The sequence below is a fragment of the Pseudomonadales bacterium genome, assembly GCA_041395665.1.
GTDB lineage: Bacteria > Pseudomonadota > Gammaproteobacteria > Pseudomonadales > UBA7239 > UBA7239.
The window spans coordinates 89,068-103,108 of sequence record JAWLAB010000001.1; the positions used below are offsets into that span (position 1 = coordinate 89,068).

General features: G+C 49.9%; 10 protein-coding genes, 6 tRNA genes and 3 rRNA genes. All 19 read right to left on the bottom strand.

Annotation, left to right across the window (positions count from 1 at the left end):
- Positions 1–94: 94 nt before the first annotated feature.
- The 19 genes from rplL to tyrS all read right to left on the bottom strand — a co-directional run bounded on the left by rplL (position 95) and on the right by tyrS (position 13,905).
- On the bottom strand, positions 95–463 hold the full coding sequence (gene rplL / locus R3E63_00530) for a 50S ribosomal protein L7/L12 (GenBank protein ID MEZ5538459.1): 369 nt from the start codon (positions 461–463) through the stop codon (positions 95–97).
- A 61-nt stretch (positions 464–524) separates the two neighbouring features.
- On the bottom strand, positions 525–1,019 hold the full coding sequence (gene rplJ, locus R3E63_00535) for a 50S ribosomal protein L10 (protein MEZ5538460.1): 495 nt from the start codon (positions 1,017–1,019) through the stop codon (positions 525–527).
- Positions 1,020–1,290: 271 nt separating this feature from the next.
- Complete coding sequence (rplA, locus tag R3E63_00540) at positions 1,291–1,986, bottom strand: 50S ribosomal protein L1 (protein MEZ5538461.1); 696 nt, start codon at positions 1,984–1,986, stop codon at positions 1,291–1,293.
- A 1-nt stretch (position 1,987) separates the two neighbouring features.
- Entirely contained in the window at positions 1,988–2,419 is a 432-nt protein-coding gene (gene rplK, locus R3E63_00545) for a 50S ribosomal protein L11 (GenBank protein ID MEZ5538462.1), read from the bottom strand.
- Positions 2,420–2,548: 129 nt separating this feature from the next.
- Positions 2,549–3,082 (bottom strand): transcription termination/antitermination protein NusG, encoded by a 534-nt coding sequence (gene nusG / locus R3E63_00550; protein ID MEZ5538463.1) that lies wholly within the window; start codon positions 3,080–3,082, stop codon positions 2,549–2,551.
- 17 nt (positions 3,083–3,099) lie between these two features.
- The gene (secE, locus tag R3E63_00555; protein MEZ5538464.1) at positions 3,100–3,486 is read right to left on the bottom strand and encodes a preprotein translocase subunit SecE; all 387 of its coding nucleotides are present in this window, start codon (positions 3,484–3,486) and stop codon (positions 3,100–3,102) included.
- A 37-nt stretch (positions 3,487–3,523) separates the two neighbouring features.
- A tRNA-Trp gene (locus R3E63_00560) sits at positions 3,524–3,599 on the bottom strand.
- A 70-nt stretch (positions 3,600–3,669) separates the two neighbouring features.
- The gene (gene tuf / locus R3E63_00565; GenBank protein ID MEZ5538465.1) at positions 3,670–4,863 is read right to left on the bottom strand and encodes an elongation factor Tu; all 1,194 of its coding nucleotides are present in this window, start codon (positions 4,861–4,863) and stop codon (positions 3,670–3,672) included.
- 61 nt (positions 4,864–4,924) lie between these two features.
- Positions 4,925–5,000, bottom strand: a tRNA-Thr gene (locus R3E63_00570).
- A 29-nt stretch (positions 5,001–5,029) separates the two neighbouring features.
- A tRNA-Gly gene (locus R3E63_00575) sits at positions 5,030–5,103 on the bottom strand.
- A 39-nt stretch (positions 5,104–5,142) separates the two neighbouring features.
- Positions 5,143–5,226: transfer RNA gene (locus R3E63_00580), tRNA-Tyr, on the bottom strand.
- 70 nt (positions 5,227–5,296) lie between these two features.
- Positions 5,297–5,372: transfer RNA gene (locus R3E63_00585), tRNA-Thr, on the bottom strand.
- 45 nt (positions 5,373–5,417) lie between these two features.
- Positions 5,418–6,155, bottom strand: a complete 738-nt coding sequence (locus R3E63_00590; protein MEZ5538466.1) for an SPOR domain-containing protein — start codon at positions 6,153–6,155, stop codon at positions 5,418–5,420.
- Positions 6,156–6,224: 69 nt separating this feature from the next.
- Entirely contained in the window at positions 6,225–7,205 is a 981-nt protein-coding gene (locus R3E63_00595) for a biotin--[acetyl-CoA-carboxylase] ligase (protein MEZ5538467.1), read from the bottom strand.
- A 63-nt stretch (positions 7,206–7,268) separates the two neighbouring features.
- Positions 7,269–7,384 (bottom strand): 5S ribosomal RNA (gene rrf, locus R3E63_00600).
- 132 nt (positions 7,385–7,516) lie between these two features.
- Positions 7,517–10,351, bottom strand: a 23S ribosomal RNA gene (locus R3E63_00605).
- 310 nt (positions 10,352–10,661) lie between these two features.
- Positions 10,662–10,738: transfer RNA gene (locus tag R3E63_00610), tRNA-Ile, on the bottom strand.
- Between the two features lie 115 nt (positions 10,739–10,853).
- Positions 10,854–12,356, bottom strand: a 16S ribosomal RNA gene (locus R3E63_00615).
- The 16S, 23S and 5S rRNA genes sit together here with 1 tRNA gene alongside, the layout of an rRNA operon.
- Positions 12,357–12,612: 256 nt before the next feature.
- The gene (gene tyrS, locus R3E63_00620) at positions 12,613–13,905 is read right to left on the bottom strand and encodes a tyrosine--tRNA ligase (GenBank protein MEZ5538468.1); all 1,293 of its coding nucleotides are present in this window, start codon (positions 13,903–13,905) and stop codon (positions 12,613–12,615) included.
- Positions 13,906–14,041: the final 136 nt, after the last annotated feature.

Here is a 14,041-nt window from a genome sequence, read left to right on the forward strand (position 1 = left end):
AAGCACAAAAAGGCCGACGGATATTTACTCCGCCAGCCCCTTGCTCTCACTGCATAACATCTTGTTGCGCAAGAACAACACCTATAGCGTGTTATTACTTGAGTTCAACAGCTGCGCCAGCTTCCTCTAACTTCTTCTTAGCGTCTTCAGCTTCGGCTTTAGAAGCACCTTCTTTCACGGTTGAAGGTGCGCCATCAACCAAGTCTTTCGCTTCTTTCAAGCCCAAGCCAGTCAGTTCACGCACTACCTTGATAACGTTAACTTTCTTCTCGCCTGCGCTAGTCAGGATGATGTTGAACTCAGTTTGCTCTTCAGCAGCGGCAGCGGCAGGGCCAGCAGCAGCAACAGCAGCAACAGCAGCCGTTACACCGAACTTTTCTTCCATTGCAGAAATCAATTCAACTACATCTTTTACAGACATTTCAGAAATTGCATTGATGATGTCTTCTTTTGACAGTGCCATTTTCATTTCCTCTTAACTTTGAATTTTGCTCAATAAAATTTTCAGAACAACCAGCGAAAAATTACGCCGCTTGTTGCTCTTTTTGATCGCGAACGGCAGCTATTGTACGAACCAACTTGCCAGCTGAAGCTTCTTTCAGAACGCTCATCAACTTAGAAATTGCTTCTTCGTAAGTCGGCAATGTCGCCAACATGCCAATATCTACCAAAGCCCCCTCAAAACAAGCCGCTTTGAGTTCAAACTTATCGTTATCTTTAGCGAAATCTTTCAGAATACGCGCACCGGCGCCTGGATGTTCGTTTGAGAACGCGATAATACTTGGGCCTACCAAACTATCAGCTAAACATTCGTAATCTGTGCCTTGAATAGCGCGTTTAGCTAGAGTGTTACGAACCACTCTCAACCATACACCACTTTCGCGAGCCTGCTTACGAAGCGCATCCATCTTATCGACCGTTACGCCTCTAGAATCGGCAACAACAGCAGACAGCGCGCTTTTAGCTGCATTCTGGACTTCAGCGACAATCGCTTTTTTGTCTTCGAGTGCTAATGCCACAGCATTTCTCCTGGACTGGATCAGTAAAACTGATCATTGATTTACCGTGCTTTAACCACAAAATAAAACACGAACCTTTCGGCGCTCGAATCCAGACTGCTTACGCAAAAAACCTGAACTGGGCTAACCGTCTACGCGGGCCTTGCATCACAGCGAGATGCTGTTTGCGCTTTTAAGTCAGCAGAGAAAACTCCAACCAACACCTGCGATTTTTGACAATTCAGACGAAATATTTACCAATATTTCGCCCGAACCCCAAACCAAAATAACTTCAAATATTTAAAGAAGCCTGATCAATAACCAAACCAGGACCCATCGTGGTCGAAAGCGTAATTTTTTTCAGATAGATGCCTTTCGCCGTGCTGGGCTTGGCTTTTTTCAAATCATTGATAACCGCTTCCAAATTTTCTTTGATCGCCGTTACATCAAAATTGATTTTGCCAATACCGCCATGGATGATGCCATTTTTGTCAGCGCGGAAACGCACCTGACCTGCTTTAGCATTTTTCACAGCCGTCACAACATCCGGCGTTACTGTGCCAGTTTTAGGGTTTGGCATCAGACCGCGAGGACCAAGCACTTGACCCAAAGCACCAACCACACGCATAGCATCAGGCGAGGCGATGACAACATCAAAATCCATCAAGCCGCCTTTGATTTGCTCGGCCAAATCTTCCATGCCAACCAATTCAGCACCGGCTGCTTTTGCTGCATCTGCTGCTGCGCCCTGTGTAAATACAGCGACACGAACCGATTTACCTGAACCGTGCGGCAATGTTGTCGCGCCACGCACAGATTGATCTGATTTGCGCGCATCAATGCCGAGGTTAACGGACACATCAACAGTTTCGCTAAATTTTACGGTTGAAATTTCTTTCAGCAAAGCCACCGCATCAGCGATCGCGTATTGTTTTCCTGATTGAACTTTGGCGCTAATTGCTTGGGCGCGTTTACTTATCTTAGCCATCTCACACACCCTCCACTTCAATACCAGCACTGCGCGCACTGCCTGCAATGGTGCGCACTGCTGCGTCCATGTTGGCCGCCGTCAAGTCTGGCATTTTTTGTTTTGCAATTTCTTCTACTTGTGCGCGCGTTAATTTGCCCACTTTATTTTTATTGGGCACGCCGCTACCGCCTTTAATGCCTGCTGCCTTCATCAACAAAACCGCTGCTGGTGGAGTTTTGGTGATAAAGGTGAAGCTACGATCCGAATAAACCGTAATCACCACAGGCGTAGGCAAACCAGGCTCAAGGCCTTGAGTGGCTGCGTTAAACGCCTTACAGAATTCCATGATATTAACGCCGTGCTGACCCAAGGCAGGGCCAACTGGTGGACTTGGATTGGCCTGACCTGCTTTAACTTGCAGTTTGATATAGGCCTGTACTTTCTTTGCCATAAATAAACCCTCAAATGGGTGTTAGCGCCTCCAGAAAATCAACGAGTGATCTTCCTTCTTCGGCTCCCCGCAGATGCAACTTACATTGTATCTGCACCTTAATGCGGTATTAGCCGCATATTCTTAATATCAAGCCTTTTCGACTTGACCAAAATCCAATTCAACCGGTGTTGAACGACCAAAAATCAACACAGCCACACGCAAACGGTTTTTATCGTAGTTCACTTCTTCAACAACACCATTGAAATCATTGAATGGCCCATCGACCACACGCACCATTTCACCCGGCTCAAAAATAGTTTTAGGGCGAGGTTTCTCACTGCCCACTTCAACACGGCGCAAAATCAATTCAGCTTCAGCATCCGTAATCGGCGCAGGGTTATCTGCTTTGCCGCCGATAAAACCCATCACTCTTGGCGTTTCTTTTACCAAGTGCCATGAGTCATCATTCAGCTCCATGTGAACCAACACATAGCCAGGAAAAAACTTGCGCTCGCTTTTGCGTTTCTGACCCGCACGCATTTCAACCACTTCTTCCGTCGGCACAAGAATTTCGCCAAACATTTCTTGCATGCCCGCACGTTCAACGCGCTCTTTCAAAGCTGCAGCAACTTTCTTTTCAAATCCTGAGTAGGCATGAACAACGTACCAGCGCTTGGCCATAATCCATTCTCCCCCAATTAGCCAATAACAGCCGAGATTAGTTTTGCAAACGCAGCATCCAATCCCCAAAGAACTAATGCCATCAACACAACAAAACCCATAACCACTAGAGTGGTTTGTACCGCTTCTTGGCGCGTAGGCCATACGATGCGGCGCGTCTCAACAACCGATTCGCGCAACAAGGAAAAAAATGCTCGACCTTGTGCAGTAAGGATGGCCACATAAATTGCGATGGCCGCTACAGGAACCAGTGCCAAGGAGCGATATACCACTGGATAATTGTCGGAGAAGTAGTAAAAGCCGTATACACCGCCAACAACGATCAAACCAACGACCATCCACTTAAAAGTATCAAGCTGACTGGTTTGGTCTTTTGTGCCGCGCTCTTCTGTCTTGCTGCTCATTTCACGCCTTTGCTTCAATCAAACAAACCAACAACTTTGGCAGGCCAGGAGGGACTCGAACCCCCAACACCCGGTTTTGGAGACCGGTGCTCTACCAATTGAACTACTGGCCTATAAACCACCTAAAACGACAAAAAGCAGAGTGCCGTTAAACACTCTACTTTCATCGCAAAACGCTATAAATCACTCAATAATTTTTGCAACAACACCGGCGCCTACAGTACGGCCGCCTTCACGAATCGCGAAGCGCAAACCGTCTTCCATCGCAATAGGTGCGATCAAAGTCACCGTCATTTGTACGTTGTCGCCAGGCATAACCATTTCTACGCCTTCTGCCAACTGAATCTCGCCCGTCACATCCGTAGTACGGAAGTAGAACTGTGGACGATAACCTTTGAAGAATGGCGTGTGACGACCACCTTCGTCTTTGGACAACACATAGATTTCTGATTCGAACTTGGTGTGCGGCTTGATGCTGCCTGGCTTAGACAACACTTGGCCACGCTCTACATCTTCACGCTTGGTGCCACGCAACAGCGCACCGATGTTTTCACCCGCACGACCTTCGTCGAGCAATTTACGGAACATCTCAACGCCGGTAACGGTAGTTTTGGTGGTAGCTCGGATACCGACGATTTCCACTTCATCGCCAGTCTTAACAATGCCACGCTCTACACGACCGGTAACTACAGTACCGCGACCCGCGATAGAGAATACGTCTTCGATAGGCATCAGGAACGGCTTGTCGATAGCGCGCTCTGGCATCGGGATGTAGCTATCCAAAGTTTCAACCAGTTTTTTCACCGCAGTAGTGCCGTGACCGTTGTCATCTTTGCCTTCAACCGCCATCAGCGCAGAGCCGATGATGATTGGGGTGTCGTCACCTGGGAAGTTGTACTGGCTCAACAGTTCACGCACTTCCATCTCAACCAGCTCCAACAACTCTGCGTCGTCAACCATGTCGGCTTTGTTCAGGAACACTACAATGTAAGGGACGCCAACCTGACGAGACAACAGGATGTGCTCACGCGTTTGTGGCATTGGGCCGTCAGCGGCTGAACACACCAGAATCGCGCCGTCCATCTGGGCAGCACCCGTGATCATGTTTTTAACATAGTCAGCGTGCCCTGGGCAGTCTACGTGCGCGTAGTGACGCTCAGCAGACTCATACTCAACGTGAGAAGTGTTAATGGTGATACCGCGCGCTTTTTCTTCTGGCGCTGCGTCAATTTGGTCATAGCCTTTTTTCTCGCCGCCCCACACTTCTGCGCACACGATGGTCAGCGCCGCTGTCAAAGTAGTTTTACCGTGGTCAACGTGGCCAATTGTGCCTACGTTTACGTGGGGTTTTTTACGCTCAAATGCTGCCTTTGCCATTGCTATTTCCTCACTTAAATATCTATTGCCTTAACACAAACCCAATTGAGCTATGCAGAAATGGAGCTCATAACCGGATTTGAACCGGTGACCTCTTCCTTACCAAGGAAGTGCTCTACCAACTGAGCTATATGAGCCGCAACCCTAAGCTCACTTAAACCAATCTTGGAGCGGGCAGCGGGAATCGAACCCGCATCATCAGCTTGGAAGGCTGAGGTTCTACCACTGAACTATGCCCGCCAAACTAAAAACACCCAACCCATTATTGGGCATCTATACTGGTGGAGAGGGCTGGATTCGAACCAGCGAAGCTTTCGCGTCAGATTTACAGTCTGATCCCTTTGGCCGCTCGGGAACCTCTCCGAAAAAGGGTCGGCCATTTTCCTGACGCCCTCGTTACTTGTCAACGAATACCTTACTTATTTAACGAATTTGGAGCTGGCGAGAGGAGTCGAACCCCCGACCGGCTGATTACAAGTCAGCTGCTCTACCGACTGAGCTACGCCAGCATTTTCTGCAATTAAAATCGGCACTGAATTACAGAGCGCGGCATTCTAGTGAATGTCTATGACGGAAGCAACCTTGCCGCACTCATCCTTGCGTAAATCCAGCTTAGAATTTTCAGAATGAAGCTGGTTATACAGCTCAGGGCTAAAACCGCTTACCTGATCCGGGTAAATAGCCACCCACTGCTCAAGGTAATTGCGAGAATTCTCCCTCAACTTAGCGTCATACCCTAATTGGACAATAGCCTGCTGGTGTTTTTCTGCGTTCTCTCTACTATCAAAGATTCCCAGCGAAATACCATTAGTCAAATCACCCTGCGAAACCAAGAAGCTATCAATTTTCTTTCCTTGCAGTTCTCGCAATTTAGCGACGGCCAAGTCTTTTGTCGGCTCAGGGTTTAGGTATACCCAATAATCAGGACTCCCTGCCACCTGTAACGCCACATACTTGGCGTTTATCTGCAATGCCGCCAACCGCCCTATGAGTGCCTTGGCATCCTCGCTCTGCAGCACCGGCCCCAAGAGCGTGCATATCTGTGTCGCTGCTGTTTCTGCCAAAGCAGGCAAGGGAGGCTGTTCATTTGGGGGAGACGGAATGGTAAGACTCGTAGCTGGCGCTCCTGCCTGCTGCTCCTTTAACAAAACCAATCGAGCACCAGGCATACTATCTACATCTGAAACGACTGCGTCTAAAGACTCGACATTCTTGGTATAGCTATACCCAAGCCAGCCCCATACTGCAAAAACAATATTTAGCAAAAACAATCCAATCATCGTCCAACGCACAAAATATCTCCTGATTTATCCAATTAATTCCGAAACCAATAATAGACCTACAAAGCGTCACGGCTCGTATCAGATGCCACGCAGGCTTACTTCTCCAGATTTCATAACCCTGCGTACGCCATCAGACTCAACTATCAACCCGCCTGCGCTTGAGATGCCTTTAGAAACGCCTGAAAAAAACTCAGCTTCGCCCATTTTCACAATCACTTTTTTGTTATAGAACACATCATATTTATTCCATTCTTTTTCTGATATTTCAAAACCCTTGCTAGCATATGCATGCGAATTTTCCGTAAGAGCAACAACGATAGACGACGCCAACTGATTTCTTGAAATGTTTTTTTTAGCACCTGCAGAGAGCGTCGTCCACGGCTGATCGATACTTAATGCCGTCAACGCATCACCATAAATATTTAAACCCACACCAACAACAACCCAACAAGGGCCGCCAGCCTCGCCCATCACATCAATCAATATCCCGCCGACTTTTTTTTCATCCAAGAAGATATCGTTGGGCCATTTAATTTTAAGATTCTTGATTAAAAACTGTTGCTCAAGTTTTTTTATGATAGCCATTGCAACAGAAAGACTAAAGCCCTCCAACGACTCTGCACCCTGCTCAAAACGCCAAGCCAACGATAAATATAACCCACCACCCAAAGGACTAGCCCACAATTTTCCTCGCCTACCTCTCCCTGCGCTCTGATGCTCCGCAACACACACAAAACCAGAACTCGTTACTTCACCATTTTTTATTTTCGATGCCACATAATCATTCGTTGATGGAATTGACCAAAGCACATCAAGCTCAGGAATGAAATCCAACGCAGTTTTGGCAAAAAAACTTTTAATCGCAGAAGCATCCAGCTGATCGAAAGGCATCGCAATACGATATCCAACTCCTTTGACACATTCGACCTCAAAGCCCATTTCTTTCAATTTTGCGATCTGCTTGCTCACAGCAGATCGCGTGATCTTCAAGGCACGCCCCAACTCAACGCCAGAATGCGTATTCCCGTCTTTAAGCAGTGCAATAATTTTATGGGGCATAGCGAATACAAATTTTCAGGCTAAAAAAAACCCTTGGTTTATGGCCAAGGGTTTGTGTTAGATGCCTGACGATGACCTACTCTCACATGGGGAGACCCCACACTACCATTGGCGATGAGCTGTTTCACTTCTGAGTTCGGCATGGGTTCAGGTGGTTCCAGCTCTCTATTGTCATCAGGCAATTCGTTTGGGTATCGCGGGCTTATCTCCTTAAGGAGAGCCGCTAGGGACCCGAATAAAGCGATAGATACTGTAGTAGTCGTTGCTGGATCAAGCAAGGCAATCCGCGTTTTTCCAGTCATTTCTATTATATGGTCAAGCCTCACGGGCAATTAGTATTGGTTAGCTCAACGCCTCGCAGCGCTTACACACCCAACCTATCAACGTCGTAGTCTTCAACGGCCTCGGGGGATTGACTCAGGAGATCTCATCTTGAAGGAGGCTTCCCGCTTAGATGCTTTCAGCGGTTATCCCGTCCGAACATAGCTACCGGGCAATGCCACTGGCGTGACAACCCGAACACCAGAGGTGCGTTCACTCCGGTCCTCTCGTACTAGGAGCAACTCTTCTCAAATCTCCAACGCCCACGGCAGATAGGGACCGAACTGTCTCACGACGTTCTGAACCCAGCTCGCGTACCACTTTAAATGGCGAACAGCCATACCCTTGGGACCGGCTTCAGCCCCAGGATGTGATGAGCCGACATCGAGGTGCCAAACTCCGCCGTCGATGTGAACTCTTGGGCGGAATCAGCCTGTTATCCCCGGAGTACCTTTTATCCGTTGAGCGATGGCCCTTCCATACAGAACCACCGGATCACTATGACCTACTTTCGTACCTGCTCGACTTGTGGGTCTCGCAGTTCACCTTCTGCCATTGCACTCATTGCATGATTTCCGACCATGCTGAGGGTACCTTCGTGCTCCTCCGTTACTCTTTGGGAGGAGACCGCCCCAGTCAAACTACCCACACACTGTCCTCGACCCGGATAACGGGGTCAGAGTTAGAACCCCAACACCACCAGGGTGGTATTTCAAGGACGACTCCACGACCTAGCGAGCACGCTTCAAAGTCTCCCACCTATCCTACACAGATAGTGTCAGAGTCCAGTGCTGCAGTAGTAAAGGTTCACGGGGTCTTTCCGTCTTGCCGCGGGTACACTGCATCTTCACAGCGATTTCAATTTCACTGAGTCTCGGGTGGAGACAGCGCCGCCATCATTACGCCATTCGTGCAGGTCGGAACTTACCCGACAAGGAATTTCGCTACCTTAGGACCGTTATAGTTACGGCCGCCGTTTACCGGGGCTTCGATCAAGAGCTTCGCTTGCGCTAACCCCATCAATTAACCTTCCGGCACCGGGCAGGCGTCACACCCTATACGTCCACTTTCGTGTTTGCAGAGTGCTGTGTTTTTGATAAACAGTTGCAGCGGCCTGGTCTCTTCGACTCCCCATAGCTTACGGAGCAAGTCCTTCACCGACAGGAGCACCTTCTCCCGAAGTTACGGTACCATTTTGCCTAGTTCCTTCACCCGAGTTCTCTCAAGCGCCTTGGTATTCTCTACCTGACCACCTGTGTCGGTTTGGAGTACGGTTCCTTGATACCTGAAGCTTAGAGGCTTTTCCTGGAAGCATGGCATCAACCACTGCGTCACAATGGACACTCGTCATCAGTTCTCGGCCTTAAGATCCCGGATTTGGCCAGATCTCAGCCTACCACCTTAAACGCGGACAACCAACGCCGCGCTGGCCTAGCCTTCTCCGTCCCCTCATCGCAATACCAAAAAGTACAGGAATATTAACCTGTTTCCATCGACTACGGCTTTCGCCCTCGCCTAGGGGGCCGACTAACCCTGTCCCGATTAGCGTTGGACAGGAACCCTTGAGGTTCCGGCGGGGGGAGTTTTTCCTCCTTGTCGTTACTTGTCAGCATTCGCACTTCTGATACCTCCACCCGGACTTCTCAATCGAGCTTCACAGGCGTACAGAAAGCGCTCCTCTACCACGCATCATAAGATGCATCCGCAGCTTCGGTTCCGTTGGAGCCCCGTTGGATCTTCCGCGCAGGCCGACTCGACTAGTGAGCTATTACGCTTTCTTTAAAGGATGGCTGCTTCTAAGCCAAACCTCCTAGCTGTCTATGCCTTCCCACATCGTTTCCCACTTAGCCATGATTGGGGACCTTAGCTGGGTTTGTTTCCCTTTTTCACGACGGACGTTACACCCGCCGTGCCTCCCGGATAGTACTTGTATTCAGGAGTTTGCAAAGGGTTGGTAAGTCGCGATGACCCCCTAGCCTTAACAGTGCTCTACCCCCAGTGGTATTCGTCCGAGCGCTACCTAAATAGCTTTCGAGGAGAACCAGCTATCTCGAGCTTGATTAGCTTTCACCCAGCCACAGGTCATCCGAACTTTTTCAACAGATCCCGTTGGGCCTCCAGTCAGTGTTACCTAACCTTCACCCGCCCATGGCTAGATCCCTCGGTTTCGGGTCTACCCCACGACTAAAATCGCCCTATTAAGACTCGCTTTCGCTACGCCTCCCCTATACGGTTAAGCTTGCCACTGACAGTAAGTCGCTGACCCATTATACAAAGGTACGCAGTCACCCCCGTAGGGGCTCCTACTGCTTGTACGTATACGGTTTCAGGATCTATTTCACTCCGTTCACCACGTGTTCTTTTCGCCTTTCCCTCACGGTACTGGTTCACTATCGGTCAATGAGGGTATTTTTAGCCTTGGAGGATGGTCCCCCCGTATTCAGAACAAGATAACACGTGTCCCGTCCTACTCGATTTCACACAATGAGCCCTTTCGTGTACAAGGCTATCACTCCTACGGCTGCACTTTCCAGAGCATTCCACAGGAACTCACTGTGTTAAGGGCTGGTCCCCGTTCGCTCGCCGCTACTAGGGAATCTCTGATTTGATTTCTTTTTCCTCAGGGTACTTAAGATGTTTCAGTTCCCCTGGTTCGCCTCCTTGACTGGATTCAGTCAAGGATACCGCTTATGACAGGTGGGTTTCCCATCTGTCAGAGATCTCCGGATCAAAGGTCGGTTGCCCCCGAAGCTATCGCAGGCTCCAACGTCTTTCTTCGCCTCTCCTCATTGCCAAGGCATCTGTATGCGCTTAGTCGCTTGACCATAAGACAAACGACTGGACAAAAAATGCATCGACTGTCGCATTTCTGTTTATTTCGCCGGATTGCTGTCATTGCGTCTAGGCGACACCAACAACATGGCTGCTTGATTCAGCATATACTTATTACTACAGTTTCTATCTTTTTAAAGAACATCTGCATAAAAACCAGAAAACAGTGATGACAACCATCACTCCGTTCTGATTTCTCTCAGACAACACAGCCAACAAATGGTGGAGCTAAGGATCGAACCGCGACCTCCGCGTGCAAAGCGCTCTCCAGCTGAGCTATAGCCCCGTTTCCCTCACAAAGAGTGGTAGGCCAGGGCAGACTCGAACTGCCGACCTCACCCTTATCAGGGGTGCGCTCTAACCAAACTGAGCCCAGGCCTAAAAATGCCCGCAACCAAGCGGCATATTCTGCCGACTCTTCACCCAGGCATGTTCAAGTGTGTTTCTTGTTATCAGACAAGTGTGTATGGGCACTTGATCGTGCAGCTTTCGTTTAAGGAGGGGAATCCAGCCGCAGGTTCCCCTACGGCTACCTTGTTAACTTCACCCCAGTCATCGACCACACCGTGGACGGCGCCCCCCTTGCGGTTAAGCTACGGCTTCTGGTGCAGTAAACTCCCATGGTGTGACGGGCGGTGTGACAAGGCCGGGAACGTATTCACCGCGACATGCTGATTCGCGATTACTAGCGATTCCGACTTCACGGAGTCGAGTTGCAGACTCGATCCGGACTGAAACGTTTTGTGGGATTAGCTCCACCTCGCGGTATTGCAACCTCTGTGCGTCCCATTGTAGTACGTGTGTAGCCCGGTCGTAATGAGGCCATGATGACTTGACGTCGTCCCCACCTTCCTCCGGTTTGTCACCGGCAGTCTCCTAGAGTGCCCAACTGAATGCTGGCAACTAAGGAAGGGTTTGCGCTCCGTTGCGGGACTTAACCCAACATCTCACGACACGAGCTGACGACAGCCATGCAGCACCTGTCTCTGGCCCTTGCGGCACCCTCTATCTCTAAAGGGTTCCTAGGATGTTCAAGACCGGTAAGGTTTTTCGCGTTGCGTCGAATTAAACCCATACTCCACCGCTTGTGCGGGCCCCCGTCAATTCATTTGAGTTTTAACCTTGCGGCCGTACTCCCCAGGCGGTCTGCTTATACGCGTTAACTCCGCCACTGAAGGGACAAGCCCCCCAACGGCTAGCAGACATCGTTTACGGGTGGACTACCAGGGAATATCTAATCCTGTTCGCTACCCACGCTTTCGCGCCTCAGTGTCAGTATCGGTCCAGGGTGTCGCCTTCGCCACTGATGTTCCTTCCTATATGGCATTTCACCGCTACACAGGAAATTCCACACCCCTCTACCATACTCTAGCACAGTTCGACCTGCAGTTCCCAGGTTAAGCCCGGGGCTTTCGATCGTGACTTAACCACCTACGCGCCTACGCCCAGTAATTCCGATTAACGCTTGCACCCGTATTACCGCGGCTGCTGGCACGAAGTTTGCCGAAAGTTTATTCTGGTGGAACGTCAATCCCGATGGATATTAGCCATCAGGCCTTCCTCCCCGCTTAAAGTGCTTTACAACCCGAGGGCCTTCTTCACACACGCGGCATGGCTGGATCAGGGTGCCCCCATTGTCCAATATTCCCCCTGCTGCCTCCGTAGGAGTCTGGACCGTGTCTCTGTTCCAGTGTGACTGATCATCCTCTCAGACCAGTTACCGATCGTCGCCTTGGTAGGCCTTTACCCCACCAACTAGCTAATCGGACGCAAGCTCATCTCATAGCGCAGGCCCGAAGGTCCCCTGCTTTCTTTCCTCAGAACGTATGCGGCATTAGCGCCCCTTTCGAGACGTTATCCCCCACTACGAGGTAGATTCCTGCGCATTACTCACCGTCCGCCGCTGAATCCAGGAGCAAGCCCCTTTCATCCTCCGGATTGCATGTGTTAGGCTGCCGCCAGCGTTCCAATCTGGAGCCATATCAAACTCTTCAGTTCAATCTTTTTAACTCTGCCCAATGGGCAAGAGCGGATGTTAGCAGTAACCCGCCAAACACCCAAAACTCGGCTCAATACACAACTTTCACAAATGAATGGTGTCAGGGTAATGTGTTGATTCTACTGCTATCTACAAGTACCCACACGCATTGTCTGATATCTTGGTAACCAACCCGCCTGAGGCACTGCTCAGTGCGGACGCGCATTATAGGCAACTAAAAAACCGTTGCAACTAGAATCTGAAAATAAATTGAAATTATTGCCACACCAATAAATAAAATTGTTTTTTGCCGCGACGCAGCAAGTGGTATTTGCCAAAAATAGCGGTTTGAGCGCTCAATTGAGCCAATAAGTCATCACACTTCGCGCCATTCACCGACACCGCACCCTCCTGCACAAATTTACGCGCTTGCCCTAAGGTCACTTCGCCGCGTGGTGTAACCGCCAAACCAGTTTCCACCAACAAATCCACCAGCAAGCGTTCGCCACCAGAAACTACTAACGACGGCAAACCATCTTGCGCCAACTGGGCAAAATCACTTTCCGCCAACTGACTAACATCGCCTGAAAATAAAGCATGGCTGATGCGCTCCGCCGCCTGCATACCCTCTTCACCGTGAACCAAAGTGGTCACTTCGCGCGCCAAAATACCTTGCGCAGAACGCCGTCCCTGCGCCTCAGCGTCAATGCGTTCAATTTCTTCAATAGCTGCTGTATCCAAAAAAGTAAAATAACGCAGGAACCGATACACATCCGCGTCAGCCGTATTCATCCAGAATTGGTAGAAGGCATAAGGCGATGTTCTGGATGCATCCAGCCACACCGTGCCACTTTCTGTTTTGCCGAACTTGGTACCGTCAGCCTTCGTGACTAACGGCAGCGTTAATCCATAGACTTGCTGACGATGTAGGCGACGCGTTAAATCAATACCGCCCGTGATATTGCCCCACTGATCCGAGCCGCCGATTTGTACGGTGCACTCCATCCTTTTATACAGCTCGGCAAAATCCATGGACTGCAACAACATATAGCTGAATTCGGTAAAAGAAATACCTTCGCCCTCTCGCTCGATGCGCTGACGCACAGACTCTTTATTGATCATGGCATTGACGGAAAAGTGCTTACCCGTGTCACGCAGAAAATCCAGCACACTTAAATTGGCAGTCCAATCGTAGTTATTGACCACCTGTGCCGCGCAATCGCCCTCAAAATCGACAAAGCGCGACACCTGTTTACGGATCTTGTCCGCCCAGCCCGCCACGATGTCGGGCGTGTTGAGCTTGCGCTCCTCAGATTTGAAGCTAGGGTCACCTATCATACCGGTCGCTCCACCCACGAGCGCCACCGGCTTGTGCCCAGCCAACTGAAAGCGACGCAGCGCCAATAAAGGCACGAGGCTGCCGATATGTAAGCTATCCGCCGTGGGGTCAAAGCCGCAGTAGACCGTACGAGCACCTGCCATCAAATGCTCGACCAGCGCATCCTCGCCGGCTATCTGGTTGACCAAGCCTCTCTCCTGCAGATCCGAAATCAGGTCTTTTACCGCCACAACACCCATCCTCTATCGCCTATTTAGCAAGGGTGCACACACTACCGAAATGCTCAATAAATACCAAGGCGAAGAATCAGCCTTTGAATACCCGACCACAATTATGGGTTGCCATAACAGCTCAGGCGCGCCTAAA

Excerpts from the sequence above, each read along its gene's own strand:
- rplL (MEZ5538459.1), bottom strand. The coding sequence starts at position 463 with ATGGCACTGTCAAAAGAAGACATCATCAATGCAATTTCTGAAATGTCT.
- rplA (MEZ5538461.1), bottom strand. The coding sequence starts at position 1,986 with ATGGCTAAGATAAGTAAACGCGCCCAAGCAATTAGCGCCAAAGTTCAA.
- rplK (MEZ5538462.1), bottom strand. The coding sequence starts at position 2,419 with ATGGCAAAGAAAGTACAGGCCTATATCAAACTGCAAGTTAAAGCAGGT.
- nusG (MEZ5538463.1), bottom strand. The coding sequence starts at position 3,082 with ATGGCCAAGCGCTGGTACGTTGTTCATGCCTACTCAGGATTTGAAAAG.
- secE (MEZ5538464.1), bottom strand. The coding sequence starts at position 3,486 with ATGAGCAGCAAGACAGAAGAGCGCGGCACAAAAGACCAAACCAGTCAG.
- tuf (MEZ5538465.1), bottom strand. The coding sequence starts at position 4,863 with ATGGCAAAGGCAGCATTTGAGCGTAAAAAACCCCACGTAAACGTAGGC.
- R3E63_00595 (MEZ5538467.1), bottom strand. The coding sequence starts at position 7,205 with ATGCCCCATAAAATTATTGCACTGCTTAAAGACGGGAATACGCATTCT.